At 41.2% G+C, this 16997-nt stretch carries 15 protein-coding genes; 2 read left to right on the top strand and 13 right to left on the bottom strand.

The features are described 5' to 3' along the window. Window positions 1-114 precede the first annotated feature (114 nt). The 13 genes from lpxA to rpsB form a co-directional block, all read right to left on the bottom strand. Window positions 115-885, bottom strand: a complete 771-nt coding sequence (gene lpxA, locus QL984_RS01170; RefSeq protein WP_013465422.1) for an acyl-ACP--UDP-N-acetylglucosamine O-acyltransferase — start codon at window positions 883-885, stop codon at window positions 115-117. 2 nt (window positions 886-887) lie between these two features. Next, on the bottom strand, window positions 888-1340 hold the full coding sequence (fabZ, locus tag QL984_RS01165; protein ID WP_008110974.1) for a 3-hydroxyacyl-ACP dehydratase FabZ: 453 nt from the start codon (window positions 1338-1340) through the stop codon (window positions 888-890). Between the two features lie 27 nt (window positions 1341-1367). After that, on the bottom strand, window positions 1368-2390 hold the full coding sequence (gene lpxD, locus QL984_RS01160; protein ID WP_013465423.1) for a UDP-3-O-(3-hydroxymyristoyl)glucosamine N-acyltransferase: 1023 nt from the start codon (window positions 2388-2390) through the stop codon (window positions 1368-1370). 7 nt (window positions 2391-2397) lie between these two features. Next, a complete protein-coding gene (locus QL984_RS01155) occupies window positions 2398-2916 on the bottom strand; it encodes an OmpH family outer membrane protein (protein WP_041695743.1) in 519 nt (172 codons plus the stop codon). An 11-nt stretch (window positions 2917-2927) separates the two neighbouring features. Next, window positions 2928-5399: an outer membrane protein assembly factor BamA gene (gene bamA, locus QL984_RS01150; protein ID WP_013465425.1), complete on the bottom strand. Its 2472-nt coding sequence runs from the start codon at window positions 5397-5399 to the stop codon at window positions 2928-2930. A gap of 106 nt (window positions 5400-5505) precedes the next feature. Then, entirely contained in the window at window positions 5506-6858 is a 1353-nt protein-coding gene (gene rseP, locus QL984_RS01145) for a sigma E protease regulator RseP (protein ID WP_290171884.1), read from the bottom strand. Window position 6859: 1 nt separating this feature from the next. Then, window positions 6860-8062 carry a 1-deoxy-D-xylulose-5-phosphate reductoisomerase gene (gene ispC / locus QL984_RS01140; protein ID WP_290171883.1) on the bottom strand — a complete coding sequence of 401 codons (1203 nt, stop codon included), beginning with the start codon at window positions 8060-8062 and terminating at the stop codon, window positions 6860-6862. After that, complete coding sequence (locus tag QL984_RS01135) at window positions 8059-8925, bottom strand: phosphatidate cytidylyltransferase (RefSeq protein WP_008110985.1); 867 nt, start codon at window positions 8923-8925, stop codon at window positions 8059-8061. The genes ispC and QL984_RS01135 overlap by 4 nt, the downstream gene beginning before the upstream one ends. 21 nt (window positions 8926-8946) lie before the next feature. Beyond that, a complete protein-coding gene (locus QL984_RS01130) occupies window positions 8947-9726 on the bottom strand; it encodes an isoprenyl transferase (protein WP_008110986.1) in 780 nt (259 codons plus the stop codon). 256 nt (window positions 9727-9982) lie between these two features. Then, window positions 9983-10540: a ribosome recycling factor gene (frr, locus tag QL984_RS01125; RefSeq protein WP_008467521.1), complete on the bottom strand. Its 558-nt coding sequence runs from the start codon at window positions 10538-10540 to the stop codon at window positions 9983-9985. Between the two features lie 14 nt (window positions 10541-10554). Then, window positions 10555-11304, bottom strand: a complete 750-nt coding sequence (pyrH, locus tag QL984_RS01120) for a UMP kinase (protein WP_016899281.1) — start codon at window positions 11302-11304, stop codon at window positions 10555-10557. A gap of 158 nt (window positions 11305-11462) precedes the next feature. Next, window positions 11463-12314, bottom strand: a complete 852-nt coding sequence (gene tsf / locus QL984_RS01115; protein WP_013465429.1) for a translation elongation factor Ts — start codon at window positions 12312-12314, stop codon at window positions 11463-11465. A 104-nt stretch (window positions 12315-12418) separates the two neighbouring features. Then, on the bottom strand, window positions 12419-13147 hold the full coding sequence (gene rpsB, locus QL984_RS01110) for a 30S ribosomal protein S2 (RefSeq protein WP_013465430.1): 729 nt from the start codon (window positions 13145-13147) through the stop codon (window positions 12419-12421). Window positions 13148-13419: 272 nt separating this feature from the next. Here rpsB and map point away from each other — a divergent pair, with 272 nt between their 5' ends. Both map and glnD read left to right on the top strand, forming a co-directional pair. Beyond that, window positions 13420-14205, top strand: a complete 786-nt coding sequence (gene map / locus QL984_RS01105; protein ID WP_008467527.1) for a type I methionyl aminopeptidase — start codon at window positions 13420-13422, stop codon at window positions 14203-14205. 167 nt (window positions 14206-14372) lie between these two features. Continuing rightward, complete coding sequence (gene glnD, locus QL984_RS01100) at window positions 14373-16991, top strand: [protein-PII] uridylyltransferase (RefSeq protein WP_016899280.1); 2619 nt, start codon at window positions 14373-14375, stop codon at window positions 16989-16991. Window positions 16992-16997: the final 6 nt, after the last annotated feature.

Genomic DNA, 16997 nt, shown 5'->3' with positions numbered 1-16997 from the left:
TTAATAAACATAGCAACATGCACTTCATGGCTGAGTTATTAATCAAATATCAGCTAATAAAAAACCACCTTGATTACTCAAAGGTGGTTTTTTTATAAATTAAAATGCTCTGTATTAACGCACGATACCGCGCTCTGAGCTTTTAACAAAATCAATCATCAGCTGCACCGCTGGGTATTTTTCAGCGTCTTCTGAAAGCGATTCTATCGCTTCATCAACGCCTAGGCTCTTACGATAAAACGCCTTGTATGCGCGGCGTACAGCCATTATCTCATCGCTTTCAAAACCACGGCGTTTCATACCTTCGGTATTGATTGCTGCAGGACCTGCTGGCATCCCAATGGTGGTAACAAAAGGAGGTACGTCTTTATTTACACCAGAATACATACCAACAAATGCATGAGCACCAATTTTACAAAATTGATGCACACCTGAGTTACCCGCTAAAATAACCCAATCACCAACATGAACGTGACCCGCTACACTGGCATTATTTGCAAAAATAACGTTATCGCCAATCACCGCATCGTGTGCAACGTGTGTGTAAGCCATAAATAAGTTATTGCTACCTATTTTGGTAACACCTTCATCTTGGATTGTACCGCGATGAATAGTCGCACATTCACGAATAACATTATTGTCGCCAATAATTAAGCTTGTTGGTTCGTTGTTATATTTTTTGTCTTGGCAGGCTTCGCCCACAGAAGCAAACTGAAAAATATGGTTACCAGAGCCAATAGTAGCAGGCCCTTTAACAACAACGTGAGACTCAATAATACAGTCATCACCAATAACAACATCATTACCGATGTAACTGTATGGTCCAACTGACACATTGTTACCAAGTTTTGCACCCGGTTCGATTATTGCCGTAGCATGGATCACAATTAAAACTCTCTTCTAGCACACATGATTTCGGCGCTACACACTGTTTTGCCGTCAACTTTAGCTTCAGCCGCAAATTTCCATATGTTACGACGCTCTTTTAAAAACTTAACATGAAGATGCATGGTATCACCTGGCACAACCGGCTGCTTAAAACGAGCATTGTCTACGGCTGCAAATAGGTAAAGTTCGTTTTCACTACGATTTTCAACCGTTTTAAACCCTAATAGACCCGTTGCTTGTGCCATTGACTCTAATATTAGCACACCAGGAAAAATCGGCTGGTTCGGGAAATGGCCGGTGAAAATGGGTTCATTAATCGATACGTTTTTAATTGCATGTAACGATTCACCAGGGGTGAAATCTATAACGCGATCAATCAGTAGCATCGGGTAACGGTGCGGTAATAAACTTAAAATTTCTTGAATATCAAGGCTATTTAATTCGTTTGCCAAAATAGCATCCTTATTAGTGTTCAACGTTCATGACTTATTCAATGCTTCAAGCGCTTTTAGACGTGACTTCATGTCTGAAAGGTTACGCAAATGAGCAATTGACTTTCGCCATTCTTTGTTAGTCGTATGAGGCATACCGGATGAGTAAATACCCGGTTCGGTGATTGATTTAGTCACCATACTCATACCAGTAATTATAACACCATCACATACAGACATGTGACCGTTAATTGCGGTCATGCCGCCAATCTGGCAATTTTTACCTATGCTGACACTGCCTGCAAGTACAGTACAACCGGCAATTGCAGTGCCTGACTGAACTTCAACGTTGTGTGCTATTTGACACTGATTATCAATAATAACGTTACTGTGAATAATAGTATCATCGAGTGCACCACGATCTATGGTGGTGCTTGCACCAATTTCGACTTTATCGCCAATGATCACTGAGCCTAGTTGTGGAATTTTAAGCCACTGACCACGTTCATTCGCATAACCAAAACCGTCGCTGCCAATAACAGTATTCGCTTGAAATAAACAGTCTGCGCCAATCTCAACATCATGATAAACGCTCACACTTGACCATAGTTTGGTGCCTGAGCCTATTTTAACACGTTCACCAATAAAACTGTTCGGACCAATTTGTACGTTATCGCCAATCACAGCGTCAGCTTCAATTACAACATTCGCGCCTATGGCTGCGCTTTTACTGACTTGCGCACTGGCATGTATAACCGCACTTGGGTGTATACCACTAATGGCACTACGTGGCGTGGTATCCATTAACTGAGCGAGTTTGGCGTAATTCACATACGGATTGGCGACGATGATTTTGTTGCCTGAAAAATAAGGCGCATCCTCAGGACTCAGTATCACAGCACTGGCTTGTGTTGTTTCAAGCTGAGAGCGATATTTCTTGTTCGCTAAAAATGCAATATGCCCAGTCTGGGCATTTGCAAGTGTTGCTATTTTTTTAATTTCTAAAGCGCCATCACCTTGTAGCTCGGCGCTTAGAAGTTCCGCAATTTGCGAAAGCGTATAATTTTGCATAGATTAATTATTTCTTACTTACAGCTTGTACAACTTTTTCAGAAAGATCAGTTACTTCTTTAGGGTTAAAGTAAATTGTTGTGTCTTTTACTTTAACTTCGTCGAAGTCGCCTTTTTTAGCAATCTCTTGGATTGTTTCAATGATTAGAGTCTGAACTTTAGCCAACTCTTGATTTTGGCGTGATTTAATTTCTTGCTCTAGAGGACGACCTTTTTCAGCAAGATTTTTTTGCATACCTTGAATTTTATCACGTAATGCGTCTTTTTGGTCTTGACTCATTGTAGTGCTTTCACGCTTAAACTTTTCAGCTTCAAAGCGAATGTCACCTTGCAACTTTTCAAGCTCTTGACGACGCTCTGCAAACTCAGTTTGCAGAGACTGTTCAATTTTAGCCATTTGTGGAAGCTGCTTGTAGATTTCTTGCATATCTACAATACCCACTTTATGAGCAAAAGCGTTAACTGATGTACCCATCATAAGTGTAGCTAAAACGGCAACTGCTGTTGATTTGAATAATTTTTTCACAATAAACTCCTTTAGAAAGTGTTACTAATATTAAAACTGATGGTCTTGGTATCGTCATCTTCTTCTTTTTGCAACGGATACGCAAAGCTGATCAGCATCGGACCCATAGGTGAGATCCACTGTAATGATAAACCGGTTGCAACCCTAAAGCGCATAGGGTCTGAGTAGTCATCTAATTTTGCACGCTCATCAATCCCTAAGTTTTGATAGCGATCAACACTGAATTCGGTATCCCATACATTGGCAGCGTCAACAAAGAAACTCGTTCGCACTGAGCTAGTATTCTCTTCATCTAAGAATGGAGTAGGTACAATAAGCTCCATACCTGCCACTGCTTTAGCATTACCACCAATACGACCTTGTGGTATTAGCACGTCAAACTCTGACGCCCCACCAATGTTACCTGTGGTTGTGCCATCACCTGATGGCGTACCTGGTATTGATTGCGGTATACGCGAAACAGCACGCGGTAAAATGGTATTTCTATCAAAGCCACGTAATTCCATTTCAGTGATACGGAAGTATTCTTGGAACGGTAAAGTTTGATCATAGCCGTTGGTAGAGCCATAACCATTACCATAACCTAATGCAGCACGCGTTGAGAAAACCCAACGATGATCGTTAGAAATCGGCCAGTAAAAACGCGAGTCATAATTTAATTTAAAGTACTGTAAATCAGAGTTTGGCGTTGTGGCTGTTAAGTTTAATGTTTGTCGTGAACCTGCCGTTGGGAATAAACCACGGTTAACTGTAACACGTGACCAACCAACACTTAGCTCGTACTTTGTAAATTCAAAGCCCGCATCTGGATTTTCTGGATCTAAGAAGGTTTCACGTAGTACACGTGTTTGCTCATATTCAGCAATATCAGATAGCTCTTCTTCTATCCAACGTGCGCCAAAGTTAATACGGTTAATGGCATCAATTGGGAAACCAATGTTTGTCCCTAACCCATAACTTTTTGACTTATAGTCAATCAAGCTAAACTGACTGGCATCGTAGTTACTGTAAAAGATACTGCTGCCCTGCGATACGCCATCCGGCGTAAAGTAAGGGTCGGTATACGATACACTGACACGCTCAGAACCGCGTGAAGTATTAATATTAAAGCCAATTTGGTTACCTGTGCCTAAAAAGTTAGACTCGGTTACACCAATATTAAACTGCAGACCTAAGTATGAGCCATAGGCAAGACCGGCATTGAAGCTGCCCGCAGATTGCTCTTTAACAGTAAAGTCAACGTCTACTTGGTCATCAACACCTGGAACTGGCACCACATTAAAATCAACGGTTTCCATATAAGGTAAACGTTGAATTTGTAGTTTAGAACGCTCTAGGTTTTGATTAGATAACCATGCACCTTCAAGCTGTGTCATTTCACGGCGCAGTACTTCATCAGCCGTGTTTTGGTTACCACCTACAATAATTCGACGAACATACACACGCTTGCCTGGGTCAACCGACAGAGTCAATTGTACTTCTTGGTTCTCGTCATCAATTTCTGGAATCGTACGTACTTCAGCATTGGCGTAACCAAAACGCGCCAAGTAGCTTTTGATAAATTCTTCTGATGAGGTAACCACTGATCCGTTATAAAGCTCGCCTGTACGCAGTGGAATAACACTTTTTATTAATTCTTCACGACCGAGTAAATCACCGATGAAATCAAAGCCTTTCACTTTGTATTTAACGCCTTCGGTAATATTTGCCGTTACATAAACAGACTCACGTTCAGGGCTAACTGATACTTGAGTTGAGTCAATATTAAAGCGTAAATAGCCACGGTCTAAATAAAAGCTGCGAATTTTTTCTAAATCGCCTTCAATGGTTTGTTTTTGATAGCGGTCGCTACCCATAAACTGCCACCATGGTAAGTCTTGCTGCGACTCAACTAGTTGCAATAACTCTTCGTTTGAGAAAAGCTCATTACCCACTAAGTTAATTTGACGAATGGAGGCTGCATCGCCCTCGTCAAACTCAAGTCTTAATTTAACGCGATTACGTGGTAATTTAGTGACACTGATATCCACTTTTGCATTGTATTTACCAATACTGTGAAAAAATTCAATCAGGCCTTTTTCAATGTTATCGATTACCGTTTTATCAAGCGGCTCGCCTTGGCGAATATCTTGTTGATCGAGTGACTGATTTAACTGCTCATCTTTTATGTCTTTATTGCCTTCAAATTCAATAAAGCTAATGGTTGGACGTTCAGTTACTTTAAAAATAACGTTATTACCATCACGTAACGCTTTTATATTGTCAAAGTGACCAGAGCGATAAAGTGACTTAATTGTTTTTGAAATTGTATATTCATCAACATTGTCGCCCACGTTAATAGGAATATGCGTTAATGCAGCACCAAGTGCGACACGTTGCAATCCCTCAACTTTTAAATCTTCAACAATAAAGGAGTTTTGGCCTAGGGCTGCAAAGCTTGCACCCAATAAACTTGAAACTACCAAATGTTTTTTTATAGCCATTTTATTATCTTTATCCTTTACAACTGTATTACCGCTTAGCATCGGAAATTAAATATTTACGAGCTTTACAATCGTGTTCTAATTTGTCGTTACCACGCTTACATAACTACAAGCGCGATACATCATTGAACAAAGCGAAACATGTTAGAAAAATGAGTAGCAAGGCTCCCACTTTAAAACCAAACTCTTGTGTCTTTTCAGAGACTAGCTTTTTACGAAAAAGTTCAATTATGTAATACATTAAGTGCCCACCATCAAGCACTGGCAGAGGAAGTAAATTAAATACTCCCAAGTTAACGCTTATCAAAGCTAAAAAGCTTAAAAATGCGACTAATCCATAACTAACACTGGTGCCGGCGCCTACGGCTATGCCGACGGGTCCACTTAGGTTTTTAACCGACACTTGGCCTGTTATTAAGTTACCTATCATGTCAAAACTCAGCGTAATTAAACGCCATGTTTCTTTTGTGCCCAGCACAATACTATCTAGTGGCCCATAATGTCTAGTCTCTACAAAATCATCAGGCCACTGCTCTACAACGGGAGCAACACCCAAAAAGCCTTGCTCTATGCCATTACTGACGACCCGGCTCTTTGGAGTAACTGTTATTGTTTTTATACTATCTTGTCTTTTTACACTAAATTGTAAGGATTTGTTAGCCGATTGAGTAATAAGATTAACTAATTGCTGCCAACTGGTCATTGTTTCACCATTCACAGCTAAAATAACGTCGTCAACCTGTAAATTAGCCTGTTCAGCAGCTGAGTTTTTAGTAATAGCGGCAATAACCAAGGTTGCCTGAGGGCGAAACGGTACAATACCTAACGAACTGAGCGGCGGTACATCTTGTTGATCAAGCTTCCAACCATCTAGGTTAAGTGTTTGCACTGTTTGCTGATAATTTTCGTTACGTAAGGTTACGGCAACGCTTTTATCACCTAAATGAGACATCAAAGAAAAGGTCGCATCTTGCCAATTACTTATGTCGTCATCACCAATTTTAATAATTTGCTGGGTTGGCATAATACCGGCTTGTTCAGCTCGGCTGCCTTCAACAACACTACCCACAACTGGTTTTATGGTTTGCACACCTACCATGTACATCACCGCTAAAGCAAAAATAGCGAACAAAAAGTTCGCCATCGGCCCTGCTGCCACAATGGCTATGCGGGCTTGAACTGATTTAGCATTAAACGATAAATGACGTTGATTGGCAGGCACTTCATCAACACGCTCGTCGAGCATTTTCACGTATCCGCCCAGCGGGATTGCCGCAATAACGTACTCAGTATTATATTTATCGTGCCATTTTAGTAAGGGTTTACCAAAACCAATTGAAAAGCGCAGTACCTTTACACCCGCTTTACGCGCAACCCAAAAATGACCATATTCATGAACGGTCACTAAAATGCCTAGTGCGAGTATAAACGAACCTAAATTCCAAAAAAAATCGAACATATCAATGCACCACTTTTGTTATAAACTGCGCAGCGCTGATGCGTGCTAAACGGTCACACTCTAAAATTTCATCGAGTGTTTTCGCATCAGTAAATTGTGCGGCGTCTAGTGTTTGCGCATTCACTTTATAAATATCCGTAAACCCAATCTGCCCCTGTAGAAACGCATTAACTGCAATCTCATTAGCCGCATTAACGGTGGTGGTGGCTCCTTGGCCTGCATCACAGGCTGCAATTGCAAGCTTTAAATTGGGGTAACGCGAGAAATCAGGTTTAGTGAACGAAAAATCACAAATATCAGAAAAATTTAACGGCTTGACACCCGCATCAATGCGCTCTGGATACGCAAGTGCATGCGCTATCGGGGTGCGCATATCAGGGTTACCCATTTGCGCTAAAATAGAGCCATCTTGGTATTGCACCATAGAATGGATAATACTTTGAGGATGAATCACCACATCAATATCGCTTGCATCACAGTTAAATAACCATTTAGCCTCAATAAACTCTAAGCCTTTGTTCATCATCGTAGCTGAGTCTACTGATATTTTTTGCCCCATAGACCAATTAGGATGAGCAACAGCTTCACTGACGCTAACGGTGTTAAGGGTATTGATATCGCGATTTAAAAACGGGCCACCTGAGCCAGTCAATAAAATTTTGCTAACCCCATGTTGCTCAAGCCTTGCTTGCCATTGGGTATTTTGTAACGCACTAGGTAAACACTGAAAAATAGCATTATGCTCGCTGTCGATGGGTAATAAAGTTGCTTGATGCTTTTTAACTTTATCAATGAATAACTGACCCGACATCACCAGTGACTCTTTGTTGGCAAGCAATACTTTTTTGCCTGCTTCAACAGCGCTCAAGGTAGGTAGTAATCCGGCTGCACCGACAATCGCTGACATAACCGTATCAACATCACCATGAGCACAGAGCTCACTCATGGCTTTCTCGCCATGCATTACTTGCGTTTTACTCTCATGCTTTAAAAGCGCAGAAAGCTGCTTAGCCGCTGATTCAGATGCCATTACAGCATAACGAGGCTGGTGAGCTATACACAGTTCAGCCATTTTTTTTGCATTTTGTCCTGCGGTCAATGCAAAAACTTTAAATTGCTGTTGGTTTCTTGCAACAACATCTAACGTGCTAAGACCTATCGACCCCGTCGCACCCAAAATAACCAGTTGTTGCACAGCACTCATAAGCTAAGCGTCCAAGCAAAGCAAATAACAAACATCGGTGCTGCCGCAGTTAAACTATCAATACGGTCTAAAATACCACCGTGTCCTGGTAAGCAACTGCCGCTATCTTTAAGTCCCGCTTCGCGCTTAAACATACTCTCAAGTAAATCACCTACCGCAGAAAACAAGGCAATAAACGCTGTCATAACTGCATAAATAGGCCATACAGAGGTATCAACGTTAGTGTAATAACAAAAAGCCAGTACAAATAACACCGCAGCAACCACGCCACCTGCGAGGCCTTCTATGGTTTTATTTGGACTAACTTTAGGCATTAACTTATGTTTACCAAAACTTTTACCTGTAAAGTAAGCGCCTATATCGGCACTCCATACAATGCCTAATACAACTAAAATGAGCATAGAGCCATAGTGAGTAGATTCCGTATATTGCGCACTACGCAGTGTGTTAAGTGCAAGCCATAGCGGTACTAAGGTCAACAAACCAGCAATGCCGCGCATCACAAGCCCTTCGTTCCACCCTTTCGCCATAGCAGGGTAACGCCACACTAAGTAACTGGCTACCAACCACCAAGAAAACGACAAGGTAAATAAGTAATTAGCATCGCCAACAAGCTGACCATCTTGCCATAGGGTTTCTATAGGCCAATGTAAATTAAGTAAACCAAGTAATACAGCCACTAATAATACAAACGCACCGCGTTTTAGCTTATCGCATAGTCCCATAAAGGCAGACCATTCCCACGCGCCCATTAATACAATAGCACCCGCAAAATAACTAAATAACGTTAGTGGGGTGTAAAAAACCAAAGCCAGTGCTAATGGCGCTAGCACTAGTGAGGTTAAAATACGTTGTTTTAACAAAATGATGACCCTTAATCTATTTTAGGTTTGAGCGAGTAATTGTTTTATTTGTTCGCCCGTGCAACCAAAACGTCGCTCTCTGGCAACGTAACATGCAATGGCCTCTGCAAAAGCAGCTTCATTAAAATCAGGCCAAAGTGTATTGGTGAAATAAAGTTCAGCGTAGGCTGCCTGCCAAAGTAAAAAGTTACTAATTCTGACATCGCCACCGGTACGGATCAATAAATCAGGCTGAGCTTGATCTGCCATACTCATATGCTGTGCAATATGTTCTTCTGTAATATCTGCTGGGTCAATTTCTCCATTCGCTACTTGTAAAGCAACTTGCTTAGCAGCGTGAGTCATATCCCAGCGACCACCGTAATTTGCCGCAACATTTAAGTGCAGCCCGGTATTGTTCGCTGTTAGTTCTTGAGCTGTATGTACTTTAGCGCGCAAGCTTTCAGAGAATCGAGATAAATCTCCAATGATGGTTAGTTTTACGTTATTTTTATGCAGCTTTTTAACTTCTTTACTCAGTACAAATAAAAAAAGCTCCATAAGTGTATTTACTTCGTCTTCAGGGCGGCGCCAGTTTTCACTACTAAAAGCAAATAAGGTTAACGATTGTATTCCTAATTTAGTACAAAACTGCACGGATTGACGAACTGCATCCACGCCTTTTTTATGCCCATATACACGAGGTCTATTTCTAGCTTGTGCCCAACGCCCGTTCCCATCCATGATGATGGCAACATGTTTAGGTAAACATTGCTGTGAAATTGTATCAGCGTCTAGAACCATAAATTTTGTGTATTCCATAAAAAAACGCCGCCTAGTATACCCCAGACGGCGTTTCAAAACTAATAATTTTAACCTGTACCCGTGATAATAAATCTACATAAAGCAAATAATTATACAGCTAACAACCTTGTATTTACTGATAATCGAGCCAATAGCAAAGAGTAAACACAATCTGTTACCCTTTAAAATCACACAATTAAAGTTAAGTGCGAAGACATATAAACAACGACTTAGTTACTTTAGTAAAGCTGTTAATCCGAGCCTAGATTAGCAATTAGATTTCCATCAACTCAGCTTCTTTCGCTGTTAGTTGCGTATCCATTTCTTTGATAAACTTATCAGTGATTTTTTGGATAGCATCTTCAGCTTGACGCGCTTCATCTTCAGAGATGTCTTTATCTTTTAATAAGTTTTTAATATCGCCATTTGCATCACGACGAATGTTACGAATAGCAACACGACCGCCTTCTACTTCACCACGTACGATTTTAATTAAATCTTTACGACGTTCTTCAGTCAATGGAGGAAGTGGTACACGGATCACTGTGCCTGCAGACATTGGATTTAAACCAAGGTCAGATGCCATAATCGCTTTTTCAACAGCTTGCGCTAATGACTTATCAAATACACCAATAGCCAATGTACGTGAGTCTTCAATTGTTACATTTGCAACTTGGTTTAACGGTGTTGGTGCGCCGTAGTACGACACCATGATGCCGTCTAAAATTGCAGGATGAGCACGGCCAGTACGAATTTTAGATAATTGACTACCAAGTGCTGCTACACTTTTTTGCATGCGCGCTTGCGCATCTTTTTGAATATCGTTAATCACGGTTTAATCCTAATCTAGTTACTAACTTCATCTGAGGCTTGTGAAGAAATAAGGGTTCCTTCTTCTTCACCCATTATTACGCGTTTTAATGCGCCTGATTTATTCATATTAAATACGCTCAATGGCATATTATGGTCGCGAGCTAATGTAAATGCCGCTAAATCCATTACTTTTAGTTCTTTATCAATAATTTCATTGTAGCTTAAGTGACGGTAAAGTGTCGCATCTGGGTTTTTAACCGGATCATCGCTAAATACACCATCTACTTTGGTTGCTTTAATTACTGTGTCAGCTTCAATTTCAATGCCACGTAAACACGCTGCAGAGTCAGTTGTAAAGAACGGGTTACCCGTACCGGCTGCAAAAATAACAACACGACCTGTTTTTAATAAGCTAATGGCTTCTGCCCAGTTATATGCATCACATACGCCATTTAAAGGAATGGCTGACATTAAACGGCAATTTACAAATGCACGGTGCAACGCATCACGCATAGCAAGGCCATTCATGACGGTTGCAAGCATACCCATGTGGTCGCCAACAACGCGGTTCATACCCGCTTCGGCTAGTGAGCCACCACGTAAAAAGTTACCGCCACCAATAACTAAACCCACTTCTACGTCGAGTTCTACGAGCTCTTTAATTTCTTGTGCCATACGATCTAAAACTTTAGGGTCGATGCCGAAGCCTTCGTCTCCCATTAAAGCTTCACCACTTAATTTGAGAAGAACACGTCTAAAAATAGGTTTGCGATTGATAGTCATAGTTTTGGGGCCAACTTTTATTGAATTATGGATAAAAAATAACCGCGCTTATGTTAAACATAAAAGCGCGGTTATTTTAAAGAATTTCTAAGCGTGACGCAAAAGCAAATAGTACTTTAATTGCATGTATTTTCCTTTGGCATCACAAATAGCTAATCTTACTTAGCTTTGGCAGCTGCAATTTGAGCAGCAACTTCAGCAGCAAAATCTTCTTCTTTCTTCTCGATACCTGCACCAACTTCCATACGTACAAAGCCAGTAACTGTTGCGTTTTTCTCTTTAAGAATTTCGCCAACAGACTTTTTAGGTTCCATGATGAAAGCTTGACCAGTAAGAGAAACCTCACCAGTAAATTTCTTCATACGACCAACAACCATCTTCTCAGCGATTTCAGCAGGCTTGCCTTCATTCATCGCGATGTCGATTTGTACTTGCTTTTCTTTTTCAACAACATCAGCAGGTACATCATCTGGCGTTAGGTAGTCTGGGTTTGAAGCAGCAACGTGCATTGCAACGTGCTTAAGTGTTTCTTCATCAGCAACACCTGCAACAACAACACCAATACGCTCGCCGTGACGGTACTCAACTAGTTGCTCACCAGTGATGTACTGAAGACGACGTACATTGATGTTTTCACCAATTTTAGTTACTAGCTCAACACGATCTTCTTCAAACTTAGCTTGTAAGTCTTCGATAGATGAAGTGTCAGCGATAGCAGCATCTGCAACTTTATTAGCAAATGCTAAGAAGCTTGCATCTTTAGCTACGAAGTCAGTTTGACAGTTAACTTCTACAAGTACTGCAACACCCGCGTTTTGCTTGATGATGATAGTACCTTCAGCAGCGATGTTACCTGCTTTTTTAGCAGCCTTTGCAGCACCGCTCTTACGCATGTTTTCAATCGCTAACTCGATGTCACCATCAGTCTCAGTTAACGCTTTTTTACAATCCATCATGCCAGCGCCAGTACGCTCGCGTAATTCTTTAACTAGGGCAGTAGTTACAGCCATTAGTAAATCCTCAAATCTGAAATCAGGTTTAGATAAGCGGGTTACCCGCTCCACAAGAATAGCAAGTCTTCACCTTTAAAAGATGAAGACTTGATGACAGCTAATTACTCAGCTTCTACGAAGTCATCTTTTTCAGCTTGAGCAACGATGTTACTCTCACGGCCTTCAGTGATCGCAGCTGCAACAGCACTAGTGTAAAGGTTGATTGCACGGATAGCATCATCGTTACCAGGTACGATGTAATCAACACCGTCTGGGTTAGAGTTAGTATCAACGATTGCAACAACTGGGATACCTAGGTTGTTAGCTTCACGGATAGCAATGTGCTCGTGGTCAGCATCGATTACAAAGATAGCGTCTGGAAGGCCACCCATGTTTTTAATACCACCAAGGCTTTTTTCAAGCTTGTCCATTTCACGAGTAAGCATTAACGCTTCTTTCTTAGTTAACTTCTCGAAAGTACCGTCTTGGCTTTGAGCTTCAAGGTCTTTAAGACGCTTGATTGATTGACGAACTGTTTTCCAGTTAGTCAACATGCCGCCTAACCAACGGTGGTTAACGAAGAATTGATCGCTTTGTAAAGCAGCTTCTTTTACTGCTTCGCTTGCTGCGCGCTTAGTACCAACGAAAAGAACTTTACCTTTGTTTGCAGCAGCACCAGATAAAAACTTAAGTGCAGTGTTGAACATTGGTACAGTTTGCTCAAGGTTGATGATATGTACACGGTTACGTGCGCCGAAGATGAAAGGTTTCATCTTAGGGTTCCAGTAACGTGCTTGGTGACCAAAGTGAACACCAGCTTGAAGCATATCGCGCATTGAAACGTTTGCCATTTTGTAAATCCTCTAAGTTGTTTAGGGTTAGGCCTCCACATATCCCATAGCACCAACACCGCAGTTAAATGAAACTGAAATGCACCCAAGTGTATGTGACGATACGTGTGTGTGTTAAAATAAAATTGTGTTTGCCTTAAATACAAAAAATCATTTAAGAATTTATTTGTAAAAAGACGGCGCGCTTTATACCATATTAAAATTAAATACTCAACGTCTCGTGCAAAAATTGTGCGACGATAATCATCTAAAAACGCAACTTTGGAGCCTCAATGAGCGCTGTGATTAAGACCCCTGAAGAAATCGAGAAAATGCGTGTAGCCGGCCGTTTGGCTGCTGATGTGCTAGAAATGATCGAACCACATGTGGTACCAGGTATCACCACCGATGAGCTAAATACAATTTGCCATGATTATATTGTTAATGTGCAAGATGCCGTTCCTGCTCCTCTTAATTATCATGGTTTTCCAAAATCAATATGTACCTCGGTAAATCATGTAATTTGTCACGGAATTCCGAACGACAAAGCATTAAAAGACGGTGACAGTGTCAATATTGACATTACTGTTATTAAAGATGGTTACCATGGTGATACTTCAAAAATGTTCCATGTTGGCACACCTAACATTCAAGGCAAACGCCTTGCAGAAGTGACCCAAGAAAGCCTTTACCTTGCCATTAAAATGGTAAAACCGGGTGTTCGCCTTGGTGATATTGGTGCAGCTATTCAAAAATATGCAGAGAGCTTTAATTACTCTATCGTACGTGAATACTGCGGGCACGGTATTGGCAGTGAATTTCATGAAGAACCACAGGTAATGCATTACGGAAAACCAGGTACAGGCGAAACATTAAAAGCCGGTATGTGTTTAACAATCGAGCCCATGGTCAATGCAGGCAAACGCCAATGTAAATTACTAAAAGACGACTGGACTGTGGTAACAAAAGACCGTAGTTTATCAGCTCAGTGGGAACATACCTTACTGGTAACTGAAAATGGTGTTGAAATTTTAACACTACGATCAGATGATACTATCGATAGAATCATCGAGCACTAATAGTGGTGTGTGCTTAATCATAGTAATAACAGGCTTTAGCCTGCGTACAGATTAAGTGGTTTGCTGCAAAGGGAAATAACATGATTTATTCCCTTTGCAGCAAACACAGTATAAAAATAACTTAATCCAAGACTTATAATGCAGTCCATATATAGGAGCCAGCCTAAGTGGCATTACCTAACAAAGTAAAAAAGTTGCTCAATGATGCTCAGCAACTTAGCGAATACCGCGATTGCTCCGCCTATTTTTATAAATGGTTGCATAATGAATTCTCAAAACAACCCGTTGGTAATCTAATAAACGCCCGTGCAGAATTTATAGACCGGTTACTGATTAAACTCTTTCATGTTTTCGATTTAGCCCACGAGCCAGATCTCGCTTTAATTGCTGTAGGAGGTTATGGTCGCGGTGAACTTCATCCCTACTCCGACATTGACTTTTTACTGCTTGTTACCCAGCAACCCAATGACGATATTTGCGAAAAAATTGGCCAGTTTGTCACTATGCTGTGGGATCTTAATTTAGAAATAGGTCACAGTGTACGCACCATTGAACAAGCCATAGAGCAAAAACGTGAAGATGTTACCTTTGCCACCAGCCTACTAGAAAGCCGATTAATTTTCGGCAACCATATTGAATTCGAAAAGCTCAAAAGTCACCTCATCGAAAGGCCTGTATGGGGCTCTGGAGAGTTCTTTGTTGCAAAAGTACAAGAGCAAAATTTACGCCATAAAAAATGTCATGGTACGGCTTATAATCTAGAGCCTAATATAAAAGAAAATCCAGGCGGGCTGCGCGATTTACAAACCATTATTTGGGTTGCAAAAAAACACTTTAGAGCCGAAACCCTGCAAGAGCTGATAAATCACGGCTACCTAACTCACGAAGAATACCAAGAACTGTTAGAGTGCCTTGAAAATTTATGGAATATTCGCTTTGCTTTGCATTTAGCCGCGGGTCGCTCAGAAAACCGTTTATTGTTTGATCACCAGCCGCAAGCGGCTGAAATTTTGGGTTTTGGTAGTGATGGAAAAGCCTCTGTTGAGCGCATGATGAAACGCTTGTTCAGAATAATGAGCCGGGTGCGTGAACTTAATCAAATGCTACTTTCGTACTTTGAGCAAAGTATTTCGCCAGACAGCAGCCAAGCCACCGTTGAAGAGCTTGATCGTAATTTTGAACGCGTGGGCCATCAAATTCGGGTAAAAAGTCCGTCAGTATTTTTTAGGCGTGACCAACTTTTTGTATTATTTGAGCACATTGCTGATCACCCAGAAATTACCCATATATACCCAAGTACCATTCGAACTATCCGCCAAGTACGTCGTCGCTTATTAGGTGACTTACAAGATTATGCCGCGTGCCGCGAAGCTTTTTTACGTATTATAAAGCACCCTAACGGCATGGGCCGTGCGTTTACGCTAATGCATAAGCACGGCATGATTGCGGCTTACCTTCCGCAGTGGCGCAATATTTTTGGCCAAATGCAGTTTGATTTGTTTCATGCCTATACCGTAGATGAACATACCCATAAATTAATTAATAATATTTACCAATACTTCGATAAAACCAGCATTAGTGACTTTCCAATTTGCAGTGAAATAGTCACGCGCATGGATAAACCCGAATTACTGTATTTGGCTGGTATTTTTCATGATATTGCTAAAGGGCGAGGAGGAGATCACTCAGAGCTGGGCGCTGTTGATGCCATAGCGTTTTCAAAGCTGCATGGTTTTGCCTCTTCAGATGGTAAGCTCATAGCGTGGTTGGTAAGCAACCACTTACTTATGTCGGTAACTGCGCAACGTAAAGATATTAACGACCCCGATGTAATAAAAGATTTTGCATCGCGAGTAAAAACCGAACGCCAACTCGATTACCTCTATTGTTTAACCGTGGCTGATATTCGAGCCACCAATGACAACCTATGGAATGACTGGAAAAACACGCTGCTGCGCGAGCTTTATTTGCACACACAGCGCGCCTTGCGCCTCGGGCTTGAAAACCCAATGGATCAGCGCGACCAAATTCGTGATAAAAAGCACCAAGCTAAGCAACGCCTGCTTAATTTGCATTATCACGAGGAGCAAATTGACTTAATTTGGAGCCGTTTTAAAGCAAATTACTTTACCGCTTTTAGTGAGCAACAAATTTCTTGGCATACTGAGCACTTACTCAAGTGCACTGATTTAAGCCAGCCCAGTGTTATCGTTTCTAATAAAGCGATGCATGGCGGTACCCAAGTATTTGCTTATAGCCCTTATTCAGGTGCGCTCTTTGCTCGACTGGTAAGTGTTATTGGCTCTAAAAAAGCGCAAATTCAGCACGCCCAAGTACTGACCACCAAAGATGGCTACGTACTGTTCAACTTTGTTATTTTAGAAGTTAACGGCGATCCGATTGCCAGTAGCCGCGCACAATCGATTAAACGCGGATTAGAGCAAGCGCTTCATGATCCACGTAAAAAAATACGCTTTAAAAAGAGCCGATCACAGCGTTTTAAAGACTTTAATATTAAACCTAAAATTGTACTGCGCCCGCACCCTCGTAAGGATCGTAGCTTAATAGAAATTCAAGCGGTTGATATACCTGGACTATTAACTAAAATAGCCGAGGTTTTTCAAGCTTACTTACTCCACATACATGCCGCACGTATTACCACGGTAGGCGAACGTGCAGAAGATTTCTTTGTGGTATCAAATAACGAATATCAAGCGCTGACTGATGAAGAGCAAGCAAAAATTCATCAGGCATTACGTAAAAAACTCAACGCCGAAATTGAATAAGAGGAC

The organism is Pseudoalteromonas sp. APC 3495 (assembly GCF_030407645.1).
GTDB lineage: Bacteria > Pseudomonadota > Gammaproteobacteria > Enterobacterales > Alteromonadaceae > Pseudoalteromonas > Pseudoalteromonas tetraodonis.
Note: the sequence above shows the minus strand (reverse complement) of the source record. Positions and strands in the feature narration are given on the sequence as shown.